This is a genomic window from Kitasatospora sp. NPDC088264 (assembly GCF_040685715.1).
Classification (GTDB): Bacteria; Actinomycetota; Actinomycetes; order Streptomycetales; family Streptomycetaceae; genus Kitasatospora.
On the sequence record NZ_JBFBIR010000041.1, the window covers coordinates 22,744 to 47,610 of the forward strand.

Here is a 24,867-nt window from a genome sequence, read left to right on the forward strand (position 1 = left end):
GTAACACTGTGTGTTGTGTCGAATGCGAAGAATGACGACGGTGGCGCGGGGGCGGGCGGTGCGCCCAGTCCCGACGCCCCCCTGCCGGCCCTCGACCGGGAGCAGGTCGGGGTCCTGCGCCGGGTGGGCCGGGAATGGGGCCGGGCGGCCGGGGATCCGCAGGCGTGGCGCCGGGCACTGCCGGTGGACCCGGAGCTCGGCCGCTTTCCGGCCTCCTCCGAGATCCGGCCGGTGCGCTTCGGCCGCTTCGTGCGGGTGGCCACGGTCGGCGGGCAGCCGTCGCCCGTCGAGGCGGGCGGCGAGGACACCCGGACCTCCCGACTCGGCCGGGCGGGCGCCGGGGTCAGGCACGTGCTGCTCGGGGCCCCGCTGCGCAGTACCGCGATCGCGCACGAGCGGATGCGCAAGCTGGTGGCGCTGCCGGTGCTCTCCGCCGACGCGCTCTCGTCCGTCGCCTACGGGCCCGAGGCGATGCTGGCCGTCCTGGTCCTGGCCGGCACCGCCGGTCTGCGCTACTCGGTGCCCATCGCCGCGACGATCGCGTTCCTGATGCTGGCGGTCGGGGTGTCCTACCGTCAGACGATCCGCGCCTACCCGCACGGCGGCGGCTCGTACATCGTCGCCACCGCGAACCTCGGCCGCCTCCCCGGGCTGGCGGCGGCCGCCGGTCTGATGACCGACTACATCCTCACGGTCGCGGTCTCGATCGCCTCCGGCATGGAGGCCGTCACCTCGGCGATCCCCTCGCTGCGGGGCGACGCCGTGCCGATCGGCCTCGCCGTGATCGGCGTGCTGCTCGCCGGGAACCTGCGCGGCGTACGGCAGGCGGGCGCCCTGTTCGCCGCACCGACCTACGCCTTCGTCCTCGCCATCCTCGCCCTCATCGCCTTCGGCCTGTACGACGCGGCCGGCCACGGCTTCCAGCCCACCGCGGCTCCGCAGTCGACCGCGACCGAGGGGGTCGGCGTGCTCCTGGTCCTGCGCGCCTTCGCCTCCGGCTCGACGGCGATGACCGGCATCGAGGCGATCTCCAACGCCGTCCCGGCCTTCCAGCCCACCGAGTGGCGCAACGCCCGTACCACCCTGACCTGGATGGTCGGCCTGCTGATCGTGCTCTTCGCCGGCACGGTCGCGCTGGTCCACCTCGACGGCGTCGTCCCCGACGCCCAGGAGACGGTGCTGTCGCAGCTCGCCCACCGCGCCTTCGGCCCGGGCTTCGGCTACGTCTTCACCCAGGCCGCCACGGCCGCGATCCTGCTCCTGGCGGCCAACACCGCCTACAACGACTTCCCCCGCGTCCTCTACCTCCTGGCACGCGACAACCAGGCGCCGCGGATCTTCCTACGGCTGGGCGACCGGCTGGCCTTCAGCAACGGCATCGTCGTGCTCTCGGTCGCCGCGGCCGCGATCTACGCGGCGTTCGACGGCATGACGGCGCCGCTGATCCCGCTGTACGCGGTCGGCGTCTTCCTCGCCTTCACGCTGTCGCAGACCGGCATGGTCGTGCACTGGTGGCGCCTGCGCGACCGCCACTGGCGCAAGAGCCTGATCTTCAACGCCGTCGGCGCGCTGCTCTCGGCGACCGTGCTCGTCACCGCCGCGATCACCAAGTTCACCTCGGGCGCCTGGTTCGCCGCGCTCGTGGTGGGCCTGTTCATCCTGGTGGCCACCAGGATCCGGCACCACTACGAGCAGGTCGCCGCGGCGCTCGCCCTGCACCCGCACGCCGTCGAGGTCCCCGGCCGCGCCCTCACCCGCCCGCGCCCACGGGACGGCGCGCCCGCGCCCTCCGCAGAGGCGGAAGCGGAGTGTGAGCGCGAGGCGGAGAGCGAGGAGACTCCCGAGGAGATCCACCCGCTGCTGATCGTGCCGATCGCCGCACTGGACCTGGCCGGCATGCGCGCCCTCGCCTACGCCGCCTCGCTCCGCCAGCCCGTCCTCGCCCTGCACATCAGCGCCAGCGAGGAGGAGGCCCAGCGCTTCCGCGCGTACTGGAACCTGTGGGGCGACCACCTGCCCCTGAAGATCCTCCTCTCCCCCTACCGCACGATCGTCGCGCCCCTGGTCAACTACATCGAGGCCCTGCACGACCAGCGCCCGGACCTCACCCTGACCGTCGTCCTCCCGGAGATCGTCGTACGGCACCGGCGCCACCGCCTCCTGCACAACCGACTCGCCCCCCGCCTGCGCAGGGCGCTCCGCCCACTGCCGAAGATCGTCGTCACCACCGTCCCGTTCCACGTCTGAGGACTGTCCAGCGTGTCCGCACCCGGACCGCTACGCGCCGGCGGGCCAGGAGGCGGCGCGGCTTCGGGCGACGTCCGCCCGCCGGCCGGCCTCGCCTGCGCCGGTGGCGGGCACGACCGCCGAGGGCAGGACGTCGGTACCGGGTTCCGGTCCGGTCGCGCCGCGGGCCGGCTCCGAGGCAAGCAGTTCGCTCGCGGTCCGGCTGTCGGCGGGGTCGGCCGCCCGGGCCATCAGCCGCTCGGCGGTGACGGCGTCCGTCTCCGGCGGTACGACCAGCAGGTTCAGCCGCAGCGGGGCGTACGAGCAGACCACGATCAGGTGCTCGTCCTGCTCGACGGTGAACCAGCCCACGTGGACGGTGTGCCCGGCGACCGGGGCCCGGTGCGGGACGGTCGGCCACTGCGCGGGGTTCACGGTGGCCCGGGTGACCCGCCCCCACGGACCGTCCAACGCTGCGGCGAGGGAAGGGAGTTCGAGGAGAAGATCACGCGAGCGGGGCCACCAGGCGCCGTCCAGCCGACCGGGCCGGGTGCCCTCGGGCACCCGGGAGAGCCGTGCTGCGGGTACCGGGGCGGTGGGCGCCATCGCGCGATCGAGGGTCGTGGTCATGATCGAAGACCTGTCCCCGGACCCGGCCTCGGGCCGGATCCGGCATCGTCGTTCGCCGGAGACGACGCCAGTTGTCTTGCCCGGCATGCGAGGTGCCTTCGGTGATGTCCAGGCTACTCTCCGCCAGGCCCGGACCTCGCATGGCGGCCGCAGCAGCGCTTTCCCGACGATTCGTCGGCCGCGAGCCAGCACCCGGCTTCGATCGGATGGTTCCGGCTGCACGCCGGTGACTGTTTGCGCACGCGGCGTGTGGGACGACCCGCTGGAGTCCCGCCCCTCGCGCCGGGAGCGGCCGGCCGACGGGCAGCGGCGCGCCTGCCTGCCCTTCGGGAAGGGCGAGGAGAGGTGCCCGGCGAACGGCTTCGCCCTCAAACCGACCGGCAGGCCCGCCGCCCGGCCGCCGCCGCCGCGTCCGGCCTCTGCCAGGATGGGCGTCCTCGACCCCGGGCGCGGCGAAAGGGCGGCACAGTGGTGGAACTCGACCCGAAGAGGCTGCTGATCCTGCGCCAGATCGCCGATGCCGGCAGCGTGGCGGGCGCCTCGCGCGCGCTGGGCCACACCCCCTCCGCGGTGTCCCAGCAACTGGGCCGGCTGGAACGCGAGGTCGGCGTCCCCCTGGTGGACCGCACCGGTGGACGGGCCGAACTGACCGCCGCCGGCCGCCTGTTGGCGGGCTACGGCGACCGGATCGGCCAGGCCCTCCAGGACGCCGCCCGCGACCTGCGCGCACTCGGCGCCGCCGCCGCCGGCCCGGTCGCCATCGGCGTGCCGCCGCCCGCCATCACGTTCTTCGCCACCACCGCCGTCCACCTGCTCGCCCGCACCCACCCCGACCTGGCCCCCCGCCTGGTGGAGACCGGACGGCAGGAGGGCCTGCGCGCGCTGCGCCTGGGCGAACTGGACGTCCTGGTCATCGAGGACGACCGGCAGGAACCCACCCCGCTGCCGCCCGGCGTCGAGGCGAGCGTCATGTTCGAGGACGCCTACCGCCTGGTCGTCCCCTCCGACTGGCCCCCGCTCACCGACCCCGCCCAGCTGACCGGCCGCCCCTGGATCGCCGCCCCGACCGGCTCACCCCGCCAGCTGGCCTTCCGACGCCTGGCAGCCCGGCACGACATCGTGCCCCTGGTCGAGCACACCGCCCACTACCGCTTCGCCGTCTACACCATGCTCGCCGCCCGTCTGGGCGCGGCGATCCTGCCCGCGAACGCCGCCGCCCTGATCGGCCCGGGCGCCGGCACCGTCACCACGCTGCCGGTACCGGGCACCTACCTGGTGCGCCTGCTGCGCCGCACCGGACCGTGGGGGGCGCCGCCGGCGGTGCGGGCGGCGGCCGAGGCGCTGCAGAGCGCGCTGCTGGCGGCGAGCGAGCGGCTGGCGGCCCAGGGCCTGACCGAGAGTGAGCCGCGCGTGAACGGCCACCTGGTCGACCCCAGCGAGCCGAACACACCCGCCGACCCGCCCGTCGCGACACCGTAAGCGCTGCTGAACGCCGGGGGTGAGCGCCGCTTGCTGGTGCCCGGCCCGGCCCTCTGCCAGCGTGGCCGGGTGACCACCATCGCGGACGAGCGACCCCCCGCCCCTCCTCCTGCCCCCTCCGGCGGGCTGCGCCGCCGGGCGCGCGCCGCCACGCGTCTGCTCCAACGGGCGGCCTGGGCCACCACGCTGGTCGGCGCGGTGACGACGGCCTGCACGCCGTGGGGATCCACGCCCTGGTACACCGGCTGGATCGGCGCGGCCGGTGCGGCGGCACTCGCGGCGCTGGCCTCACCGGTGCGGCCGGCCCTGGGCGAGAGCCCGCGCTCCGGCTCCGTCGCCGCCCTGTTCCACGGCGCCATGCTCGCCCTGATGCTCTGCACCTTCGCCGGCTGCTTCGCCTTCTCCCTCAGCGGCTGGTTCCACGAGCACGACCGCGACCTGCACGCCACGCTGCGGGTGTCCGCCACCGTCACCGGCTGCCACAACAGCGGTGACACCAGTACCGAGTGCACCTTCCTCTGGACGGCGGACGGGCACGAGTACCGCGCCGCCGAGGGCACGGACGTGCAGTGGCCCGACGGGCACCGGGTCGACGTGCGGATCGATCCCGTCCACCCGCAGCGGGATCCCGTCACCGACGGCGGCTACTGGCCGCTGTGGATCGCGGTCGTCGTGGGCGGGATCGGCACCCCGTTCAGCCTGTGGGCCTGGTGGGTCCTGGAGGAGTCCGCGAACTACTGACACCGCACCGGGCCCCTGCGGGTGCGGGTGTCAACCAATCGTCTCCGGATCAACACCGAACTCGGCGTGACCAGCAGGCTCCAGGCCGACCTGCTGCTCCAACGGCCGCGCGCGAGCGGGCAGGGAGGCCTGAACACCGCTCAAGGCCTCGCCGACGGCGAGGCCTTGAGCGTGCCGGTCAGCCCACGGTGGTGGTGCTCAGGCGTCCACGCCGTAGTACTGCGCGAGGAAGCCGGTCACGTCCGCCGCGTGCGGGAGCAACTCCGGCAGTTGGGCGGCGAGCGCGGAGCGGGTGGCCTCGGCGAGTTCGGGCAGGCCGGTGGCGGCGCCCTTCACGTACGGGTCGAGGCGGCGGATGAGCTCGTAGTTGCTCTCCACGTCGAGCTGGCGCATGGCCTTCTCCAGCGGCGGCGCCCCGGCCGGCGGGACGGCGGGCAGCACCCGGCTGACGAAGGTGACCCGGTGCAGCACCCGCCAGCACGGGGGCTTGCGGTCCGACTGGCGGGCCTGGCGCAGCGCCGCCGCGTTGGGGTCGTTGCCGTTCGCGAGCCAGGTGGGGTCGACGACCTTGTGGAAGAAGGTCTCGAAGTGCTCGCTGTCCTCGCCGAGGTAGAAGCTGAGGAAGCGGTAGGCGTCCACCTTGCCGGGCACCTTGACGGGTTGGCCGTCCTGGTCGAAGACGGGCTTGCGGTCCTGGTCGTAGCGCTGGAGGTTGGTGGCGGGGTTGACCTCCACGTTCAGTCCGAAGGAGCGGGTGGCCTCCTTGCCCCGGGCGCGGGTGGCGGTCATCCCGCCGCCGACGGAGGCGTCCAGCTGGGCGCCGATGCCGATGCCGGCGATCTGGAAGGAGGTGCCGACCGAGGTGCCGACCGATCCGGACAGCGAGTACGAGCCCGAGGTCGTCTCGCTGACCACGTCGGTGGTCTCGGTGGTCTCGGCGAAGAACCCTCCGGCGGCGGTCCAGACGTAGGTGTTGACCAGGTCCCGGCGGGAGAAGCCCTGGCCGGTGGCGCTGTCGGTGGTCCCCCGCTCGCGGGCCGGCGAGGCGTCGGTGCCGATCGCGCCGCCGAGTACCCGGCCGGCCCGTTGGGCGGTGGGGTCGGGGGCGTGGGTCTCGGTGGAGACGGTGTCGTAGTAGCTGTGCAGGCGCTGCTGGTCGCGCTGGATGCGGCGCTTGAGCGCGTACGCCTCGCGGGGCTTGAAGTAGCTGTACTCGCCGCGCTCGCGGGTGCCCCGGTAGTCGGGGTCGGCGACCTTCCCACGCTCGTCGAAGCCGACGGTGCCGTCGAGGGTGCCCTGCTTGGTGTAGCGGGGGTTGATCGGGAACGGGATGACGTTCCAGTCCTTGGGGATGTCGGGGTTGGGCTGGATGCGGTAGGCGACCAGGGCCCCGCTGTGGGCCAGGCGCAGGGCGAAGACGTCGGCGGTCTGGGACTGCACGACGGCGAAGCCGGTGTTGGCCGGGACGTAGCGGCGGCCGGTGGCGGGGTTGAGCAGGCGGCCCGGGTCCTCCCAGTGGCCGGTGAGGGAGACCTTGGTGGTGCGGGCGGTGTTCTCGCCCTGGGAGACGGAGGTCTCCTCCGCCCAGCTGTTGGAGAACTCCAGGTTGCCGCGCACGCCGGCGGAGACGCCGCCCTTGGCGATGGCCTTGGCGATGCCGAAGCCGAGCGGGGCGGTGATCATCCAGACGTCGACGTCCACCTCGTTGGACAGGGCGAACCCGAAGGCGGCGTCGACGCTGCGCTCCTTGGCGGAGGACAGCGAGCGCACCACCTGCTCGGCCTCGGTGAGTTGGACGGAGGAGGCGCCCTCGAAGGTGTCGCTGCCGGGGTCGGTGAGCCCGGCGGTGAGGTTCTCCGAGGGGACCGGCGGGGCGCCCTCCACGTAGCCGACGAGCTGCGGGTCGAACTGGATCTGGCTGACCCATTCGCTCACCAGCTCGCCGACCTTGTAGCCGGTGACCAGGTGCCAGCGCCCGTCCCGCAGGTAGCTGTAGGCGCGCTTGAGGACGCCGAACGCCTCGCCGCGGGCGCCGTACTGCATGTCGGCGTACTCGGCCACGGCCGGGGCGGCGGAGACGGTCTCGTGGAACGGGGTGCGCATGCCGGCCAGCGCCGAGCGGACCTGCGCGGTGTCGGTGGAGACCGGCGCGCTGGACAGGACGGTGCGCGGGCGGGTGGCCTCGGCGCCCAGGCGCAGGTGGTTGCCGCGCAGGCCGTCGTCGCGGACCTGGGCGACGTCCGGCTCGGTGGAGTCGCGGTCGAACGGCCAGTAGGCGACCAGGTCCTCCTTCTCGCCCTTGAGCCGGGTGAAGAGGTTGTCGAGCACCTGCTCGTGGGTGCGGGCGGTGCGCCAGATCCGCACCTCCTCCAGCACGCCGTTCAACGACTCCGCGGCCTTGCCGCCCCTGATCACCGCGCCCAGGGTCAGCTGGGCGTCGCCGGCGTCGGCGAGGGCCGCGCTGTCGGGGGCGCCGGGGGTGCCCGCCGGGTCGCAGGCCACGGCGACGCCGTTGCGGTAGAGCCGGAAGACGCTGCCGCGCGGGTCGGGGTTGCGGACCCAGCGGGCGCCGCGCAGCCGGGCGGGGTGCGAGCCGGTGGCGTCGGCCGCCGTGCCGCCGGCGTTCTCCTCGAACCGCCAGTGCGCGATCAGGCCCCGGTCGCGGGCGGTGACGGCGGTGCCGAGCCGGGCGGCGTCGCGGGCGGCGCCCCAGATCCGGACCTCGGCGAGCACGCCGGTCAGCCGCTGCACGACGGAGCCGTCGCGGGCCCGGCCCAGCTCCAGCGGCGCGTCGTTGCCGCGCGGGCCGGGGCCCTCGTAGCGGGCCGTGCCGATCTCCCGGCCGTCCAGGTGGAAGCGGATGTCCTGCCACTCGCGGACCGCCACCGACTCGACCAGCTCGACGCTCTGGGTCACCGGCTTGCCGTCGGCCCCGGCCGCGGTGATCTGGCGGGTGCCCTTCTGCTCCTGCATCGAGCGCCCGCTCTTGCGGACCACCGCGATCCGGTGGAACGCCCCGGCCTTGACGCCCTCGGTGGAGGTGTACCGCACGGCCCGGCCCTCGGGCTCCTCGAAGGCGAACTCCAGCCTGCCGTCGGGCAGCACCGCCAGGCGGTACGGCACGCTGCCGCCCGCGCCGTCGGCGGTGCGGCCCTTGGAGAGCAGGCCCTGGGTCTCGCCGAGCCGGTCGAGGCGGGCGAAGACCTCCAGCGTCAGGTCGTCGGCGATGTCGAGGGCGTCGTCGTCGGCGACCTCCAGGTAGGCCTCGCCGTCCAACCGGACGGCCCAGGACTGCTGGTAGGCGGCGGCGAAGTGGCTCCACTCGCTCAGCGGGAAGGTCTCCCGGCTGACCACCCGGCGATCGCCGACGGTGGCGACAGCCCAGTAGCGGCCGCCCTCGATCGGCGACGGCGCGGGCACCGGGCCCGGCTTGCCGCGCAGTTCGGCGTGCCGCTGGTTGCCGGAACGGTCGGCCAGCACGGGCTGCGCACCGGCCGCCGGGGCGGAGTAGAGCCAGTAGCCGAGCAGCCCGGTCTCGCCGCCGGTGAGCCGGCGCTTCATCGCGGCGCGCACGTCGTCGCCGCCGCGCGCGCTGGACCAGAGCCGGACTTCGTCGATCTGTAGGGAGGCGAACTTGGTGGCCTGGAAGGGCACCTGCGCCAGGGAGAGCCTGCCCTGGCCCCGGTAGGGGGCGCTCGCGGTGCGGCGGGCGATCTCCTGGCCGTCCCGGTAGACCACCTGCTGGCTGGTGCCGCGTTCGAAGACGCAGGCCCAGTGGTGCCACTGGGTGTCGCCGAACCGCTGGGTGGTGTCCAGGTCGTCGCCGAAGAAGGCGAAGGTGAACTTGCCGTTCGACCGGAAGCCGATGTGCAGGCTCTCGTTGTTGCGGCCCTGGTCGCCGCCGTGCCCGAGGACGAAGTGGTCGCGCTCGTCGACGGCGGTGCGGCGGGCCCAGAACTCGACGGTGAAGTCGCCGTCGCCGAAGCCGAACGCGCCGGGCACCACCGCGGCGGCGCTCACCCCGTCGTAGGCCAGCGCCGAGGCGGCGGGGCCGCCGAGCAGCCCCAGGCCGTACGGGGTGTCGCCCGCGTTGGCGTGCACCAGCCGCACCGGGCCCTCGACCCGCTCGGGGTTCACCCAGGCCTCCAGGGTGAGGTCACCGGGGGTGGCGGCCCGCGGCAGTTGCTCGGCGGGCAGGGTCAGGAAGCGCCCCTGCCCGTCGAAGGCGTAGGCGCGGCCGGGCATGTCGGCGCGCCAGCGTCCGCCGTGGCCGCGCAGCAGGTCGCCGGCGGTGCCGACCGGGATCTCGGCGAGGCCGCCGGGGTCGACGGTGACCAGCCGGGAGCCGGACGAGAGCGCCACACCGGGCGCGGAGGCGGTGGCCCAGCGCTGGTCGTAGCGCACCCGCTGCACGCCCATGCCCGGCTTCAGCACCGTCGGGTCCGCGCCCGCGCCCAGCTTCAGCGACTTGCTGCCGGCGGGGTGGTCGCCCTCGAAGCGGAAGCCGTGGCCGCCGACGGTGACGAAGCCGGGGCCGACGAGCCGGGCGAGGGTGCCCTCGGTGAACTCCACCACGCCGCCGTCGATCCGCAGCACGGTGCCGATCGGCACCGGCTGTTCGGCCGCGCCGTTGACCACGGCGGCGAAGTCCTCGGCCCGGCGGGGCAGGTGGGACCACTGCTCGCTCTGCCCGTCCCGGCAGATGGTCAGCTTGACCTGGGCCGGGTTGTCGCCGACCTCGACGGTGATCTCCGCCGCGGCCAGGTCGGTGGCGGCATCGCGGGCGGTGAAGGCGAGCGCCTTGCCGCCGGCCGTCAGCCGCCGGGAGGAGCGCAGCACCTGCGTGTCGTAGTAGCCGGCGAAGAACTGGCCGTTGGCGCCCCGGAAGTAGAGCACCAGGCTGCCGGTGGCGCTGTCCAGCAGGAACGGCCGGTCACTGCCCCGGGCGAAGGCGAGCAGCGCGCCGGAGCTGCTGAGGCCGGTGCGGTCGACGGAGAGCTGGGACATGGGCAGGGCGATGTCGTCGGAGCCGCGCACGCCGCCGGTGAGCCGGCCCAGCTCCTCGCGCTTGGCTGCCAGCAGGGCCTGCCGGGCCGGCAGGTCGCGGCGGTGGCGGGCGAGCGCGTCCTGCTTTCCGCCCAGTGTCAGCAGCCGATTGTCGATGTCCAGGATCTGCTGGTTCCGCTGGGCGGCACTCGCGCCCGGCCTGCCGGAGGCGCCGTCCTTCTCCAGCACGATGACGCCCTCGCCGGAGGCGTTGACCGTCCCGTAGTCGTACTGCACGATGCGGTCGCCCTGGCTGTCCCGGGCGCAGACCAGCTTGCCGCTGCGGCGGACCACCAGGCCTCGGCCGTTCCAGCTGTCCAGCGCGAAGTGGGTGGCGTCGTTGTCGGCCTCCCGGCGGTACTGGATCAGCGGGGTGTCGTTGTCGGTCTTCCCGCCGGAGAGGTTCATGTCCAGACCGGAGTCGACGTTGCGCAGGAAGTAGCAGGGGGCGCCGTTGAGGTTGGTGCCGGTGGATTCGAAGGTCCACAGTGTGGAGGCGGCCGTCCGGTTGGCGGTGCGCACCAGCGGGGCCGTCGCGTCCTTGCGGTCGTTCTCCACCGCGAGGTACTGGTCCCGGCCGTCCTTGGGCAGCCTGAACCGCAGCCGGTAGCGCCAGAGGGTGACGTCGTCGTCCTGGCCTGCCCGCAGTTCGGCGCGCCGGCGCTCCAACTCCGGGACCTCGGCGGTCTCCTGCTGGAGGCGGGCGATCTCCGCCTCGGAGTTGGCCACGTCCCGGACGAGCTTGGCCACCTGGGCGTCCAGGTCACCGACGGCGTCCACGGCGCCGCTGGAGTCGGGGGCGGCGAGCACCGGCAGGGCCACCCGGTCCGGGATCTCGGCCAGCCGGCCGTCCCCGCCGACGCCCAGGTCGAGGGTGGCGAGGTAGGCATCGTCGGTGGCCTTGCCGCTCACCGGGTCGGGCCCGCCGGTGGCGCAGGCGAGCAGCACCCGGGCCTGGCGCTTGACGGGCTTGGCCGCGCCGTCGTACCCGGCCGGGGAGGCCTCCTGCTGGTGGTGCAGGACGGCGGAGAGGCCGGAGACCACCGTACGCCCGGTGAAGGCGAAGCTGTCGCGGCGCACCCCGGGGTTGTCGCCGATCGGGGCCTCGGAGGTGATCCAGGCCGGCCCGCCGCGCAGAGCCGCGTTGCGGGCGTTGTCCGTCTGGTCGTACAGCGTGTCGCCGGCGCCCTCGTCGAAGCGGTAGTAGACGGCCAGGCCGGGCTCGTTGCCGATCAGGCGGCGGCCGCGGTCGGCGGCCAGCTCGTCGCCGCTGCGGGGGCGGTTCCAGATCCGGACCTCGTCCAGTTCGGCGCGGCCGAACGAGCCGAGGGCGCGGCCCAGAGTCAGCGGGCCGAGACCGGCGTAGGGCATGTCGGTGGTGCGGCGGCCGAGTTCGACGCCGTCGCGGTAGACGATCTGCTCGCGGGTGGCGCGGACGAAGACGCAGGCCCAGTGGTGCCAGTCGGTGTCGCTGGTGCGCCGGCCGACGTTCAGGTCGTCGGCGTAGAAGGCGAAGGCGAAGGTGTCGTCCGAGCGGAAGCCGATGTGCAGGCTGCGCAGCCGGGCGCCGGCGGCCGCGCCGTGCCCGATCAGGAAGTCCTCCCGGCCGCCGGTCGCGGTGCGCCGGGCCCAGAACTCCACGGTGAAGTCCGCGTCGGCGAGTTGGAGGGCGTTGGCGGGCAGCTCGGCCACGTCGTCGACGCCGTCGAAGCGCAGCGCCGTCTCGGCGTGGCCGCTCTCGCTCACCGCCGGTACCAGCGGCCGGCCGGTGAACGGGCAGGTGCCGGGGGCGGGTTCGTAGACGGCCTCGCGGTAGCGCTCGTCGGGGCTGGTCCAGGCCTGCGAGCCCTGGGTGTTGAACAGCCCGTCGCGGCTGCGCTCGACGCTGAAGCCGTCGATCCGGGCGGTGGCGTCGTTGTGCGCGAAGATCTGCCAGCGCTCCCTGCCGTGCACGGCGGTGGGCACCAGCAGGGCGGTGAACCGGCCGCGGGAGAGGTTGCGGACGAAGTTGAGCTCCTGGGTCGGCTCGATGAACGCCCGGCCCTCCATGTCCCGGGTGCCGAGGCTGTCCTTCGCGGAGTCCGGGCGGCCCTTGTGCCGGCTGCGGCGGTAGCGGACCTCCAGCACCGGCTTCAACTCGCCGCCGACCAGCAGGAACCGGTCGCAGAGCAGCGTGGCGTCGACCACCGGCGTCCGGCCCGCACCGCCGCCGGCGAGGTAGTCGGTGCGGGTCGGGTCGGCCGAGGAGCCGGTGCCGTCGGCGAGCCGGAAGACCGCGTCCGCGTCGTCGGCCCGGATCGACTGGCGCAGCACGTACAGGTGGGTGCCGTCGGAGACCACGTGGAAGGGCGCGGCCGCACCGAGCCTGGCCGTGCTGGACAGGAACGGGTCCAGTTCGTCGTCGCCGAGCCGCTCCGCCGGATCCGCCTCGACCCGCCCGCCGCGCTTGACCACGGGCATCCGCACCGCACCGGCCACCGCGTAGCCGACCCGGGCCAGCTCCGCCGGGAACGGCAGCGGCAGCGGGTTCTCCGACCAGTACGCCGCATCCGCCTCCCCGCGCGCCTCGTCGTGCTGCGACAGGTCGAGGACCGTGTAGACGATCCGCCGCTGGTCGTCCATCGCGAAGGCGACCGTGCTGCCCTGGTGCCGCACGGTCGTGGTGTGCACATAGGAGCGGTCGCTGTAGACCCGCGCCAGATGCTGAACCTCCGTCAAACCCGCCACCTCACAAGCCGTTGGCCGCCGGGAACGCGACGGCCGGTGATCAACACTTAACGTGTCGACGCTCTCACTCGACGTGACGGGTGGGCAAGGTGGCTTTCCGCCAGTGCGCGGCTGGAATCCGATCATGCACGGGCGCGGCGGATTCCCCGCGAGTGCGAAGGGCGGGCGGAAGGACTGCGCCTGAGGTCAGGCCGGGCGGGCCGTCGCCGTGGACGCGCGGGCAGGCCGGTGCGGTACCGGGTGCGGCATCACGGTCATACTTGATCGGAAGTCGATCGAAAGATATGGTCCGATCAACCAGCGGCGGTTCGGAGCAGTACGGGGGACAGGCGATGACCATCTCGGCCGAGGAACGTCGGGACCTGATCCTCAAGGCCGTCGGCGAGGCGAGCGGGCCCCTGCGGCTCGCCGACCTGGCGGCGCGGCTCGCCATTCCGGCGGTGACCGTGCGGCGGGACGTCGCCGCGCTGGCCGAGGCCGGCCGGGTGGGGCGCTCACACGGATTCGTCGTACGGCGCACACCGGAGAAGCCAACGGACGGCGAGGGCGGGACCCGCGCCCTCGGGCTGCTCGTGCCCTCCGTCGGGTCGTACTTCGACGAGCTGATCAACGGAGCCCGGGCCGCCGCGACGGCGGCGGGCGCCCGGCTGGTCCTCGGCATCGCCCCGTACGAGGCCCGCGACGACCGCACGCAGGCCGAACGGCTGCTGGAGTCCGGCCTGGACGGGCTGCTGCTCGCGCCCAACCTCCTGCCGGGCCGGCCCGCGCAGGCCCACGACTGGCTGGACGACCTGCCGGTGCCCGCCGTCCTGGTCGAACGCGGCGCGCCCGAGTACGGGGGCCCCGGCGCCGGCCTGGACTCCGTCGGCTCGGACCACCGGCAGGGCGTCCTCCTCGCGCTGCGCCACTTCGCCGACCTCGGCCACGACCGGGTCCTGCTCGCGGCCCGCGGCGACTCCTGGACGGCCCGGGAGGTCCGGGCCGGCTACCAGCACGGCACCCGGCTGCTCGGACTGGCCGCCCTGCCCGTCCTGGACACCCTCGGTGACGACGGCCGCCCCGCCGACTCCGACCGGCTCGCCGGGCTGATCGCCGACGCCGTGTCCGACGGCGTCCGCGCCGCCCTCATCCACAACGACCAGGACGCGATCCAGCTGCTCCCGCTGCTCCGCGCCCGCGGCCTCGCGGTGCCCGACGACCTCGCGCTGATCGCCTACGACGACGTGTTCGCCGCCCTGGCGGCCCCGCCGCTGACCGCCGTCGCCCCGCCGACCCGCGCGGTCGGCGAGACCGCCGTCGGCCTCCTGCTGCGCCGCCTCACCGCCGGGCCCGATCTGCCGGTGCACCGGATCTCCCTGCTCCCGGCCCTGCGCATCCGCACCTCCTGCGGCGGCTGAACCCCAGCCCCCGGCCGGGGGCCCGTCCAGCTGCCACCTTCGCAGGGCGGTCCGCCCATGGGCCGGGCCGGGGAGCGCTACCGCCGCAGTCCCGCCAGCCAGACGGCGGCCACGCCGAGCAGCGGAGCCAGCGGGGCGGCCTCGGGGTACCACGGCGCCTCGTACTCCCAGCAGACCCAGGCGTCGGCCGGCAGCAGGGCGAGGCAGGCGGCGATCGGCAGGGTGCCGGCGCCGAGCGGCAGCGGCGTGCGGTCGGCGGCCGAGGCGACGTCCTTGACCTGGACGTGGCCCAGCCGGCCGGCCAGCGCCCGGTGGGTGGCCTGCGGCGGCTCCCCGCCGAGGACGGTGTGCTGGAGGTCCCACAGGGCGCCGACGGCCGGGTGGTCGACGGGGGCGAGCAGCCGGGCGAGGTCGCGGCCGGTCGGGTGCGAGTCGTGCGTCTCGACCAGGACCCGGACGCCGAGCGCGGCCGCGCGGCCGGCGACGGCGGCCAGCCGCCGGGCGGCGCGCTCATCAGCCCGTTCGTCAGCCGCCGCCGGGCCGGGCGCGGCGCCGCCGCGCGGGAAGACCCGGACGGCCGGGCAGCCCAGGTCGGCGGCGAGTTCCAGGTGTCCGCCGAGGTCGGCGAGCAGCGGGACGTCCGCGCCCGGGGCGGCGATGCCGAGGTAGGAGGCCAGCGCGAGCGGAACCGTCCCGGTGGACGCCAGTGCGCGCACCGCGGCGCGCCGCTCGTCGGCGGTCAGGCCGGGGTGGACCGGCTGGCCCGGGGCGCAGCGCAGTTCCAGCCCGTGCCAGCCGTGGTCGGCGGCGAGGCGCGCGGCGGCGGCGAGCGGCAGATCGGGCAGGCCGAGGGTGGACAGGGCGAGTGGCACGGGTGCTCCTCAGGTTCGGTCGCCGGGCGGAAGTCGGCGGGCGAAGGCCGCTCCCGGCGACAGCTCCGCCTCGTGGACGGTGCCGTCGGCCCACCGCACCCGCAGCCGGTAGGCCTCGTCGGGAGCGGCCGCCACGTCCGCCGTCGGGCCACCGAGCGGCGGGAGCTCGCCTGCGGCGGCGGTGAGGCGGGCTGCGGTGAGGCGGGCTGCGCACACCAGCAGGTGGACGGCCCCGCCGGTGGCGCCGGTCAGGACCGGCAGGGCGGCGTCCGCCCCGAAGGCCGTGCCGTCCGGGACGGGGCTGGTGCGGGCGGCGGTGTAACCGTGCAGGGCGCGCAGTTCGCTGGTCAGCAGCCGGCCGTCCAGCGTGTGGGCGGTCGCGGTGGCAGAGGCAGAGGCAGCGGCGGTGCCGGGCCGGGCGGGTGGCAGGTGGTCTCCGGCGACGGCCCAGCCGCCCTCGCGCAGCGGGGTGCCGGGCGGGGCGCCGACGACCAGGTGGGCGCGGACCTCGTCGGCGCCGTGGGCGAGGGTCAGCGAGGTGACGGTGACGCCGGGCAGGGGGTGTCCGCCGGCCCGGGGGCGGTGGGTGGAGGCCGCCCAGCCGTCGCCGGTGGCGAGCGGGGTGATCGGGCCGCGTTCGGTGGGTTCGCCGTCGACCAGCAGGGCGAGGTGGTTGTCGGCCGGACCGGTGTGGACGGGGCCGGTGGCGGTGGAGTGGGCGAGCCGCGCGTAGTGCGGGTCGTCGGGGTGGACGCGGTCGGCGGGCTGGTCGTCGCTGCCGTGGTTGTGGAGGCGGACCAGGCCGTCGGCCGCGGTGGACTGGACCAGCCAGCCGGGGCCGGGCAGCACGCGGACGGTGTCGCGGCGTTCGGCGGGCGCGGGCTCCTCGCGGTCGGTCCAGGCGGGGTGGTCGGCGGGCAGCAACAGGCCGAGGAAGCCGGAGGCCGCCCAGTAGGGCGAGGAGGGGCCGGAGTAGGGCTGGACGAGCGGGGGGTGGGGGCCGTACCAGCCGAGGGTGAGCAGGCCGTCGGGGTCGGTGGCGCCGCGGTCGAGGAAGTGGCGCAGGGCGCCGGAGGCGAGTCGGCGGGTGGTGCCGGGGGTGAGCGGGGTGTGGCCGGTGAGCGTGCCGGCCCAGAGCGGGGCGGCGGCGGCGAACCGGTAGATCAGCGAGCGGCCCTGGTGCACCGGCGCGCCGTCGCCGCCGAACAGGTGGGCGTGGTCGGCGAGGTGGGCGGCGAGCCGGGGGCCGTACTCGGCGAGCAGGGCGCGGTCGTCGGCGAGGTGGGCGTGCAGCACGGGGTAGAGGTGCAGGGCCCAGCCGTTGTAGTGGTCGAAGGCGCGGGGGCGGCCGTCGGTGTACCAGCCGTCGCCGAGGTAGAAGCGGTCGACGCGGTCCAGTCCGCGCCGGACGGCGGCGCGGGCGGCGTGCTCCTCGATGCCGGCCTCGGCGAGGAAGCCGCCGACGGCGAGCGGGAAGAGCCACCAGTTGTTGTCGTTGGGCGTGCGGTGGAGGGTCTCGGCGAGCCACCGGGCAGTTCTGGTCCGGACGTCGGCGGGGAGGCGGTCCCAGAGCCAGGGGCGGGTCAGCCGCAGGGCGAACGCGATGGCGGCGGCCTCGACCATGGCCTGGCCGCGGTCGGTGACGACGGGCCAGGACGCCGGGTCGTCGTCGGTGAGGTCGCGAGCGGTGGTGGGGTGGCGGGTGCCGGCGTCGAGTCCGGCGGCGTAGCGGTCGAGCAGGCCGTGGGGGTCGGCGCCGCCGGCGCCGGCGATCCGCAGGGCGGCGAGGAGGAAGGTGCGGGCGAAGCCTTCGAGGGCGTCGGAGCGGCGGCCGGACCAGCTCGGCCGGGGGCCGGGGAGGTCGATCAGCGCGTGTCCGGGGCCGGCCCAGGGGAGGACGGCGTCGAGCAGCCCGTCGGCGGCGGCCTCCCAGTGGGCTCTGGTCCAGCCGGTGCGGGGGCTGAGGGCGTGGTCTTCCGGGGGCAGCAGCACGGCGGTGTCCTCCATGGCCCGGGGCTCGGGAGTCGCGCCCCGTGCGGGGAATCTAGAAAGCGGTTGATCGTTCGTCAAGGCTTTTGATCGCAACGGATCATTTGATCCAGATCTCTTGACTTCGATCGATCGCCCGCCCAGGATGGCGACCACTTGCCCGCCCGGTCGCGGCCACCGGCAGCCCCCCTGACCCCCCGACCGCGCCCCCCTCTCCCGGAGTCGTGCATGCCCTCACTCCCGCTCCCCCTCCCCCACCCCCGGCGCAGACTCCTCCGCGCGGCCGCCGGCGGCCTGCTGTCCACCGTCCTCCTCGCCGCCTGCGCCGGCAGCGGCGGCGGGGCCCCGAAGGCCGACGACGGCAAGCCGGTCACGCTGACCTTCTGGGCCTGGTCCAAGGGGACGAAGGAGGTCGTCGCCGCCTTCAACGCCTCCCACCCCGACGTCAACGTGGTCTACGAGGAGATACCCTCCGGCACGGCCGGCGGGTACGCCAAGATCTCCAACGCGGTGAAGGCCGGCAACGCCCCCGACGTGTTCAACGTCGAGTACGCCCAACTGCCGGACTTCGTCAGCCAGGGCGCCGTCCAGGACATCTCCAAGCTCGTCCCCGGCGAGCTCAGGGCGAAGTACCTGCCGCAGACCATGGACCTGACCACCCTCGGCGGCCGCACCTGGGCGCTGCCCCTGGACGCCTCGCCGCAGGCCTTCTACTACCGCAAGGACCTCTTCGACCGGGCCGGCCTCACCCCGCCGAAGACCTGGGACGAATTCCGCACCGCCGCGCAGAAACTGAAGCAGGCCCAGCCGGACACCCGGATCGCCACCTTCTTCCCCGACGACCCGGCCACCTTCGAGGCGATGGCCTGGCAGGCCGGCGCCCACTGGTTCACCGGCCGCGACGACGCCTGGAGCGTCGACCTCAACGGCGCCGGGACCAAACCGACCGCGGACTACTGGCAGCAGTTGATCGCCGAGGACCTGGTCCGCGTCCAGCCCTCGTTCAGCCAGCCGTGGACGGCCTCGCTGCAGAAGGGCGAGACCGCCGGCTACCTCGGCGCCTCCTGGGGCGGCGGGGTGCTGAAGGGCACCCTGCCCGACGCGGCCGGCACGTGGGCCGTCGCCCCGGTGCCCAGCTGGGACGGCACCCCGGCCAGCGGCATGGTCGGCGGCACCACCTTCGCCGTCTCCAAGGACAGCAGGAAGGCCGGGGCCGCCGTCGAGTTCGCCACCTGGGCGACCACCACGCCGGAGGGCATCAAGGCCCGGATCGCCTCCGGCACCTCCTCCGCCTTCCCGGCCGCGCCCGCCCTCGTCCCGGTGGCCGAGGAGGCCTTCACGGCCGACTTCTACGGCGGCCAGGACGTGTACGCGCTCTACACGGACGCCGCGAAGTCGATCAAGCCGAACTGGCAGTGGGGCCCGACGATGAACGCGACCAACAACGCGCTCAAGGACGCGTTCGGCAAGCTCACCCAGGGCGGCACCGTGCAGGCGGCCCTCGACGCCGCGCAGCAGTCCACCCAGGCCGAGCTGAAGAACCGCGGCCTCAAGGTCAAGCAGTGACCGCCCACCCGCCCCGCACCGGGCCCGGGCCCGCCGTCGCCGCCCGCGCCCGCCGGCGCGGGCGGTACGGGGCCCCGGCCGTCCTGCTCGCCCCGTTCGTGCTCCTGTTCACGGCCTGCACGCTCGTCCCGATCGGCTACGCCGTCCACCTCAGCCTGTACACCGAGCACCGCTCCGGGCTCGGCTTCGGCGGCGGCGAGACGGTCTTCACCGGCCTCGGCAACTACGCCCGGGCGCTCGGCGACCAGGCGTTCCGCTCGGGCTTCTGGACCACCGCGCAGTACTGCCTGCTCTACATCCCGCTGATGACGGGGCTGGCACTGCTCCTCGCGCTGCTGCTGGACTCGGCGCTGGCCCGCGCCCGCCGCTTCTTCCAGCTGGCGCTGTTCCTGCCGCACGCGGTGCCCGGCATCATCGCCGCGCTGATCTGGGTCTACCTGTACACGCCCGGCATCAGCCCGGTCATCGACGTGCTGAACGCCGGCGGCGCCCACCCCGACCCGTTCGGCGCGCCACTGCCCGCCGTGGTCAACATCGCGCTCTGGGAGTGGACCGGCTACAACATGGTCATCTTCTACGCCGCGCTCCAGGCCGTCCCGCGCGAAGTCCTCGAAGCGGCCGTCGTCGACGGCGCCGGACCGCTGCGGACCGCCGTCAGCGTCAAGATCCCGCTCATCCGCGCCTCGATCGTGCTGGTCGGCCTGTTCACCCTGATCGGCTCGCTCCAGCTCTTCACCGAACCGATGATCCTGCACGGCGCCTCCCCCGGCGTCGTCTCCACCTGGACGCCCAGCATGTACGCCTACACCGCCGCCTTCGACCGGGGCGACTACGGCCTGGCCGCCGCCGCCTCGGTGCTGCTCGCGCTCGCCGCCGCCGCGCTGTCCTTCCTCGTCACCCGGGCCACCCGCCCGCGCCCGGACCGGCGGACGGAGGCCACCGGATGACCACGCTCGCCCCCGGACGCCGCCCCCGGCAGCGCTCCGCCGCCCGCAGCCACCCGCCCCGCCGGCCGTGGACGCTCTCCAAGGCCGCCGTCAACGGCGCCCTCGTCCTCGCCACCGCCTACACCCTGCTGCCGCTGCTGTGGCTGGTGACCGCCGCCGCCAAGAACACCGGCGACCTGCTCGGCGGGCGCGCCCTCTCCCCCGCCACCTGGCACCTCGGCGACAACCTGCACGCGCTGGCCACCACCGGGGACGGCATCTACTTCCGCTGGTACCTCAACTCCCTGCTGTACGCCGGGCTCGGCGCCCTGGCCTGCGCCCTGGTCTGCGTCTGCGCCGGGTACGCGTTCCACGTCCACGCCTTCCCCGGCAAGGAGAAGCTGTTCGGCCTGGTGCTGCTCGGCGTGCTGGTGCCCACCACCACGCTGGCCCTGCCGATGTACCTGCTCGCCTCGGACCTCGGCGTGGTCAACACCTTCTGGGCGGTCTTCGTGCCCTCCCTGGTCAACCCCTTCGGCGTCTACCTCGCCCGGGTGTTCTGCGCGGGCTACGTCCCCGGGGAGGTGCTGGAGGCGGCCCGGATGGACGGCGCGGGTGAACTGCGCACCTTCTGGTCGATCGGCCTGCGGATGATGACGCCCGGCTTCGTCACGGTGTTCCTCTTCCAGTTCACCGCGATCTGGAACAACTTCTTCCTCCCCCTGGTGATGCTCTCGGACAACCGGCTCTTCCCGGTCAGCCTCGGCCTGTTCAGCTGGAACGCCCAGACCCACGCCTTCCCCGAGTACTACCCCCTCGTCGTCAGCGGCTCGCTGCTCGCCGTCCTCCCGCTGGTGGCCGCCTTCGTCGGCCTGCAACGCCACTGGCGGGCCGGCCTGACCGCAGGAAGCGTCAAATGACCACCACCACAGCCGACATCCGCTCCCCCGCCGCCCCGGCCCGCAGGCCCCGCGCCCTGCTCGCAATGGACCGCGCCCTGCCCGCCCGGCTGCTCGACCGGCACGCCGTCCAGCGGCTCACCGACCTCGCCGACCTCGACCCCGACCTGGTCGTGGACGACTTCGCCGCCCCCGAGGCCGCCGCCGCGCTGGCCCGCACCGAGGTCATCATCAGCGGCTGGGGCTGCCCGCCGCTGGACGAGGCCGTGCTGGCCGCCGCGCCCCGGCTGCGCGCCGTCATCCACGCCGCCGGCTCGGTCAAGCACCATGTCACCGAGGCCTGTTGGCGGCGCGGCCTCCAGGTGACCTCGGCGGCCTGGGCCAACGCGCTGCCCGTCGCCGAGTACACCGTCGCCGCCGTGCTGCTCGCCAACAAGCGGCTGCTCGCGATCCGCGAGGACTACCGGCACCGGCGCGCCCCGCACGACTGGCAGGGCGCCTACGCCGCCGCCGGGAACTACCGGCGCACAGTGGGCATCGTCGGCGCCTCCCGGATCGGGCGCCGGGTGCTCGAACTGCTCGGCCCGCACGACCTCGACCTGCTGCTGTACGACCCGTACGTGGAGGCCGCCGAGGCCGCCGCGCTCGGTGCCCGGGCCGTCGGCCTGGACGACCTGTGCGCCTCCTCCGACGTGGTCACCGTGCACGCCCCCGAACTGCCGGAGACCCATCACCTGGTGGACCGCCGCAGGCTCGCCCTGATGCGCGACGGCGCCACCCTGGTCAACACCTCCCGCGGCTCGCTGGTCGACCAGCAGGCGCTCACCGACGAACTCGTCGCCGGCCGCCTGGACGCCGTCCTCGACGTCACCGTCCCCGAGGTCCTGCCCGCCGACTCACCGCTGTACGAACTGCCGAACGTCCTGCTCACCCCGCACGTGGCCGGCTCGCTCGGCGGCGAGCTGCACCGGATGGCCGCCGCCGCGGCCGACGAACTCGCCCGCTACGCGCGGGGCCTGCCGTTCGCCCACGCCGTCCACCCCGAAGGCATCCACCGCACGGCCTGACCGCCCCCCCGTTACCAGCTGCAAGGAGACCACCCGTGGACCGCAAGGTGATCGGCGTCGTCCTGAACGGCGTCACCGGCCGCATGGGCCACCGCCAGCACCTCGTCCGCTCGATCCTCGCCATCCGCGAGCAGGGCGGCCTCGACCTCGACGACGGCCGGGTGCTCTGGCCCGAACCCATCCTGCTCGGCCGCAACGAGGCCAAGCTGCGCGCCCTGGCCGAACGCCACGGCCTGGAGCACTGGACCACCTCGCTCGACGAGGCGCTCGCCCACCCGCTCACCGAGGTGTACTTCGACGCCCAGGTGACCCCCGCCCGGGAGGCCGCCCTGCGCGCCGCGATCGGCGCCGGCAAGCACGTCTACACCGAGAAGCCGACCGCCGAATCCCTCGACGCCGCCCTGGAGCTGGCCCGCCTCGCCCGGGCGGCCGGCGTCCGCAACGGCGTCGTCCAGGACAAGCTGTTCCTGCCCGGGCTGCGCAAGCTCAAGCGGCTGGTCGACGGCGGGTTCTTCGGCCGGATCCTGTCCGTGCGAGGCGAGTTCGGCTACTGGGTCTTCGAGGGCGACTGGCAGAGCGCCCAGCGCCCGTCCTGGAACTACCGCGCCGAGGACGGCGGCGGCGTGATCCTCGACATGTTCCCGCACTGGCGCTACGTGCTGGACAACCTCTTCGGGCCCGTCCGCACGGTGTACGCGCACACCGCCACCCACATCCCCCGCCGCGTCGACGAGCAGGGCCGGGCCTACCCCGCCACCGCCGACGACGCCGCGTACGGCGTCTTCGAGCTGGCCGGCGGCGTCGTCGCGCAGATCAACTCCTCCTGGGCGGTGCGGGTCGACCGGGACGAACTGGTCGAGTTCCAGGTCGACGGCACCGAGGGCAGCGCCGTCGCCGGGCTGCGCGAGTGCCGCGTCCAGCACCGGGCCACCACCCCCCGGCCGGTCTGGAACCCGGACCTCCCGGCCACCGACCCCTTCCGCGCCCAGTGGCAGCCGGTGCCCGCGAACGAGGAGTACGACAACGGCTTCAAGGTGCAGTGGGAGCTGTTCCTGCGCCACGTGGCGACCGGCTCCGCCTACCCGTGGGACCTCCTGGAGGGCGCCAAGGGCGTCCAACTCGCCGAACTCGGCCTGCGCTCGGCGCGCGAGGGCCGCCGCCTCGACGTCCCCGAGCTGGTGCTCTGATGGCCGAACTGGACCTGCCCGGGCACGGCCGGCTGCGGCTGCGCGAGCCCGCACCGCTCGACCTGCCCGCGCACCCGCCCGCCTCCCGCACGGCCTTCGCGGCCGCCCACGTCGTCGCCGACCCGCTCGGCGCCAACGCCGCCGGCGCCCCGGCCGCCCTGGACTGGGACGCCACCCTCGCCTTCCGCCACCGCCTCTGGTCGCTCGGCCTCGGCGTCGCCGACGCCATGGACACCGCCCAGCGCGGCATGGGCCTGGACTGGGCCGCCACCCGCGAACTCATCACCCGCTCCGGCGCGGCGGCCCGCGCCGTCGGCGGCCGGCTCGCCTGCGGTGTCGGCACCGACCAACTCACCGACCCGGCAAGCTCCTTGAGCGACATCACAGCCGCTGCCCTGAGCGAGGTGGCGGACGCCTACGAGGCGCAGCTCGCCGTGGTCGAGGCGGCCGGCGCGCAGCCCGTCCTGATGGCCAGCCGGGCCCTCAACTCCCGCGCCCGTGGCCCGGAGGACTTCCTCCGCGTCTACGACGGGCTGATCCGGCAGTCCGCCCGGCCGGTGATCCTGCACTGGCTCGGCGCCGCCTTCGACCCGGCACTGGCCGGCTACTGGGGCTCCGCCGACCTCGACGCGGCCACCGACACCGTCCTCACCCTCATCCGCGAACACCCCGGGCGGATCGACGGCATCAAGGTGTCGCTGCTGGACGCCGACCGGGAGATCGCGCTGCGCCGCGCCCTGCCCGCCGGGGTGCGGCTCTACACCGGCGACGACTTCCACTACCCCGAACTGATCAAGGGCGACGAACTCGGCCACAGCGACGCCCTGCTCGGTGTCTTCGACCCGATCGCCGGCCACGCCGCGGCAGCCCTGCACGCCCTCGACGCCGGCGACACCGCCCGCTACGACGCGCTGCTCGGCCCGACGCTTCCGCTGGCCCGGCACCTCTTCGCGGCGCCGACCTACCAGTACAAGACCGGTGTGGTCTTCCTCGCCTACCTGGCCGGCCACCAGGAGCACTTCACCATGGTGGCCGGCGCCCAGAGCGGCCGGTCCGTACCGCACCTCGTCGAACTGCTCCGACTCGCCGACGCCGCCGGGGTGCTCCCCGACCCCGAGCTCGCGGCCGACCGGATGCGCCGCTACCTCGCCCTGGCCGGGTGGTCGGCGTGACCGCACCTCACCCCGCCGAGCGGGGCACCGCCGCCCCCGGACTGGAACGGCTCTCGCTCAACCAGATCACCACCAAGCACTGGACCCTGCCCGAGGCCGTCCGGGGCTGCGCGCAGGCGGGCATCCCGGCGATCGGCCTGTGGCGGGACAAGGTCGCCGAGACCGGAACGGCCCGCGCCGCCCGGCTGGTCCGCGACAGCGGCCTGACCGTCAGCAGCCTCTGCCGGGGCGGCTTCCTCACCGCCGCCGGAGCGGAGGGCCGCCGCGCCGCGCTCGACGACAACCGGCGGGCCGTCGAGGAGGCCGCCGAACTCGGCACCGACACCCTGGTGCTGGTCGCCGGAGGCCTGCCCGAGGGCAGCCGCGACCTGCCCGGCGCGCGCGCCCGGATCGCCGACCTGCTCGCCGAACTCGCCCCGTACGCAGGACAGTTCGGCGTACGGCTGGCCATCGAACCGCTGCATCCGATGTTCTGCGCCGACCGCGCCGTGGTCTCCACCCTCGGCCAGGCGCTCGACCTCGCCGCGCCGCACCCGGCCGCCCAGGTCGGCGTGGTCGTCGACAGCTACCACGTCTGGTGGGACCCGGCGCTGCCCGAGCAGCTCGACCGGGCGGGCCGGGACGGCCGCATCGCCGCCTACCAGGTGTGCGACTGGACGCTGCCGCTGCCCGCCGACGTCCTGCTCGGGCGCGGCCACGTCGGCGACGGCCACATCGACTTCCGTTCCCTCACCGACCAGGTCACGGCCGCGGGCTACACCGGCTGGATCGAGGTCGAGATCTTCAACGAGCGGATCTGGGCCACCCCCGGCGCGCAGACCCTCGCCACCGTGGCCGACCGCCACCGCACCCACATGGTCGCCGCGCCGCGCCGGTAGCCGTCGGGCGTCCGCCGTTCGGCCCTGCCCTACCCTGGCAGCCCGTGCCACCCCCTCGAAAGCTG

15 protein-coding genes are annotated in these 24,867 nt (G+C 74.7%); 11 read left to right on the forward strand and 4 right to left on the reverse strand.

Annotation, left to right across the window (positions count from 1 at the left end; all coding sequences use genetic code 11):
• Window positions 1–399: 399 nt before the first annotated feature.
• A complete protein-coding gene (locus AB0O82_RS26630; RefSeq protein ID WP_363586495.1) occupies window positions 400–2,247 on the forward strand; it encodes an APC family permease in 1,848 nt (615 codons plus the stop codon).
• Window positions 2,248–2,277: 30 nt separating this feature from the next.
• Here the strand turns inward: AB0O82_RS26630 and AB0O82_RS26635 are convergent, their stop codons facing one another.
• Window positions 2,278–2,856 carry a DUF5994 family protein gene (locus AB0O82_RS26635; RefSeq protein ID WP_363586463.1) on the reverse strand — a complete coding sequence of 193 codons (579 nt, stop codon included), beginning with the start codon at window positions 2,854–2,856 and terminating at the stop codon, window positions 2,278–2,280.
• Between the two features lie 471 nt (window positions 2,857–3,327).
• Between AB0O82_RS26635 and AB0O82_RS26640 the strand changes: the two genes are divergently transcribed.
• Window positions 3,328–4,335, forward strand: coding sequence for a LysR family transcriptional regulator (locus tag AB0O82_RS26640; protein ID WP_363586464.1), 1,008 nt, complete (start codon window positions 3,328–3,330; stop codon window positions 4,333–4,335).
• Window positions 4,336–4,404: 69 nt separating this feature from the next.
• Entirely contained in the window at window positions 4,405–5,076 is a 672-nt protein-coding gene (locus tag AB0O82_RS26645) for a DUF3592 domain-containing protein (RefSeq protein ID WP_363586465.1), read from the forward strand.
• A 198-nt stretch (window positions 5,077–5,274) separates the two neighbouring features.
• Here the strand turns inward: AB0O82_RS26645 and AB0O82_RS26650 are convergent, their stop codons facing one another.
• The gene (locus tag AB0O82_RS26650; protein ID WP_363586466.1) at window positions 5,275–12,840 is read right to left on the reverse strand and encodes a LamG-like jellyroll fold domain-containing protein; all 7,566 of its coding nucleotides are present in this window, start codon (window positions 12,838–12,840) and stop codon (window positions 5,275–5,277) included.
• A gap of 341 nt (window positions 12,841–13,181) precedes the next feature.
• Here AB0O82_RS26650 and AB0O82_RS26655 point away from each other — a divergent pair, with 341 nt between their 5' ends.
• The gene (locus AB0O82_RS26655) at window positions 13,182–14,246 is read left to right on the forward strand and encodes a substrate-binding domain-containing protein (RefSeq protein WP_363586467.1); all 1,065 of its coding nucleotides are present in this window, start codon (window positions 13,182–13,184) and stop codon (window positions 14,244–14,246) included.
• Window positions 14,247–14,323: 77 nt separating this feature from the next.
• On the opposite strand, the gene AB0O82_RS26660 is transcribed toward AB0O82_RS26655, so the two are convergent.
• Together AB0O82_RS26660 and AB0O82_RS26665 are read right to left on the reverse strand one after the other, a co-directional pair.
• Window positions 14,324–15,118 (reverse strand): TIM barrel protein, encoded by a 795-nt coding sequence (locus tag AB0O82_RS26660; protein ID WP_363586468.1) that lies wholly within the window; start codon window positions 15,116–15,118, stop codon window positions 14,324–14,326.
• A gap of 9 nt (window positions 15,119–15,127) precedes the next feature.
• Window positions 15,128–17,125 (reverse strand): DUF2264 domain-containing protein, encoded by a 1,998-nt coding sequence (locus tag AB0O82_RS26665; protein WP_363586469.1) that lies wholly within the window; start codon window positions 17,123–17,125, stop codon window positions 15,128–15,130.
• A 210-nt stretch (window positions 17,126–17,335) separates the two neighbouring features.
• Here AB0O82_RS26665 and AB0O82_RS26670 point away from each other — a divergent pair, with 210 nt between their 5' ends.
• The 7 genes from AB0O82_RS26670 to AB0O82_RS26700 all read left to right on the forward strand — a co-directional run bounded on the left by AB0O82_RS26670 (window position 17,336) and on the right by AB0O82_RS26700 (window position 24,802).
• On the forward strand, window positions 17,336–18,673 hold the full coding sequence (locus AB0O82_RS26670) for a sugar ABC transporter substrate-binding protein (RefSeq protein ID WP_363586470.1): 1,338 nt from the start codon (window positions 17,336–17,338) through the stop codon (window positions 18,671–18,673).
• Window positions 18,674–18,756: 83 nt separating this feature from the next.
• Complete coding sequence (locus tag AB0O82_RS26675; RefSeq protein WP_363586496.1) at window positions 18,757–19,620, forward strand: sugar ABC transporter permease; 864 nt, start codon at window positions 18,757–18,759, stop codon at window positions 19,618–19,620.
• The gene (locus tag AB0O82_RS26680) at window positions 19,617–20,519 is read left to right on the forward strand and encodes a carbohydrate ABC transporter permease (protein WP_363586471.1); all 903 of its coding nucleotides are present in this window, start codon (window positions 19,617–19,619) and stop codon (window positions 20,517–20,519) included. The genes AB0O82_RS26675 and AB0O82_RS26680 overlap by 4 nt, the downstream gene beginning before the upstream one ends.
• A gap of 65 nt (window positions 20,520–20,584) precedes the next feature.
• The gene (locus tag AB0O82_RS26685) at window positions 20,585–21,565 is read left to right on the forward strand and encodes a hydroxyacid dehydrogenase (RefSeq protein WP_363586497.1); all 981 of its coding nucleotides are present in this window, start codon (window positions 20,585–20,587) and stop codon (window positions 21,563–21,565) included.
• 35 nt (window positions 21,566–21,600) lie between these two features.
• Window positions 21,601–22,752 (forward strand): Gfo/Idh/MocA family oxidoreductase, encoded by a 1,152-nt coding sequence (locus AB0O82_RS26690; protein ID WP_363586472.1) that lies wholly within the window; start codon window positions 21,601–21,603, stop codon window positions 22,750–22,752.
• Window positions 22,752–23,924, forward strand: coding sequence for a dihydrodipicolinate synthase family protein (locus AB0O82_RS26695; RefSeq protein ID WP_363586473.1), 1,173 nt, complete (start codon window positions 22,752–22,754; stop codon window positions 23,922–23,924). Before AB0O82_RS26690 ends, AB0O82_RS26695 begins: the two co-directional genes overlap by 1 nt.
• Complete coding sequence (locus AB0O82_RS26700; RefSeq protein WP_363586474.1) at window positions 23,921–24,802, forward strand: sugar phosphate isomerase/epimerase family protein; 882 nt, start codon at window positions 23,921–23,923, stop codon at window positions 24,800–24,802. Before AB0O82_RS26695 ends, AB0O82_RS26700 begins: the two co-directional genes overlap by 4 nt.
• The last annotated feature ends 65 nt before the right edge of the window (window positions 24,803–24,867 follow it).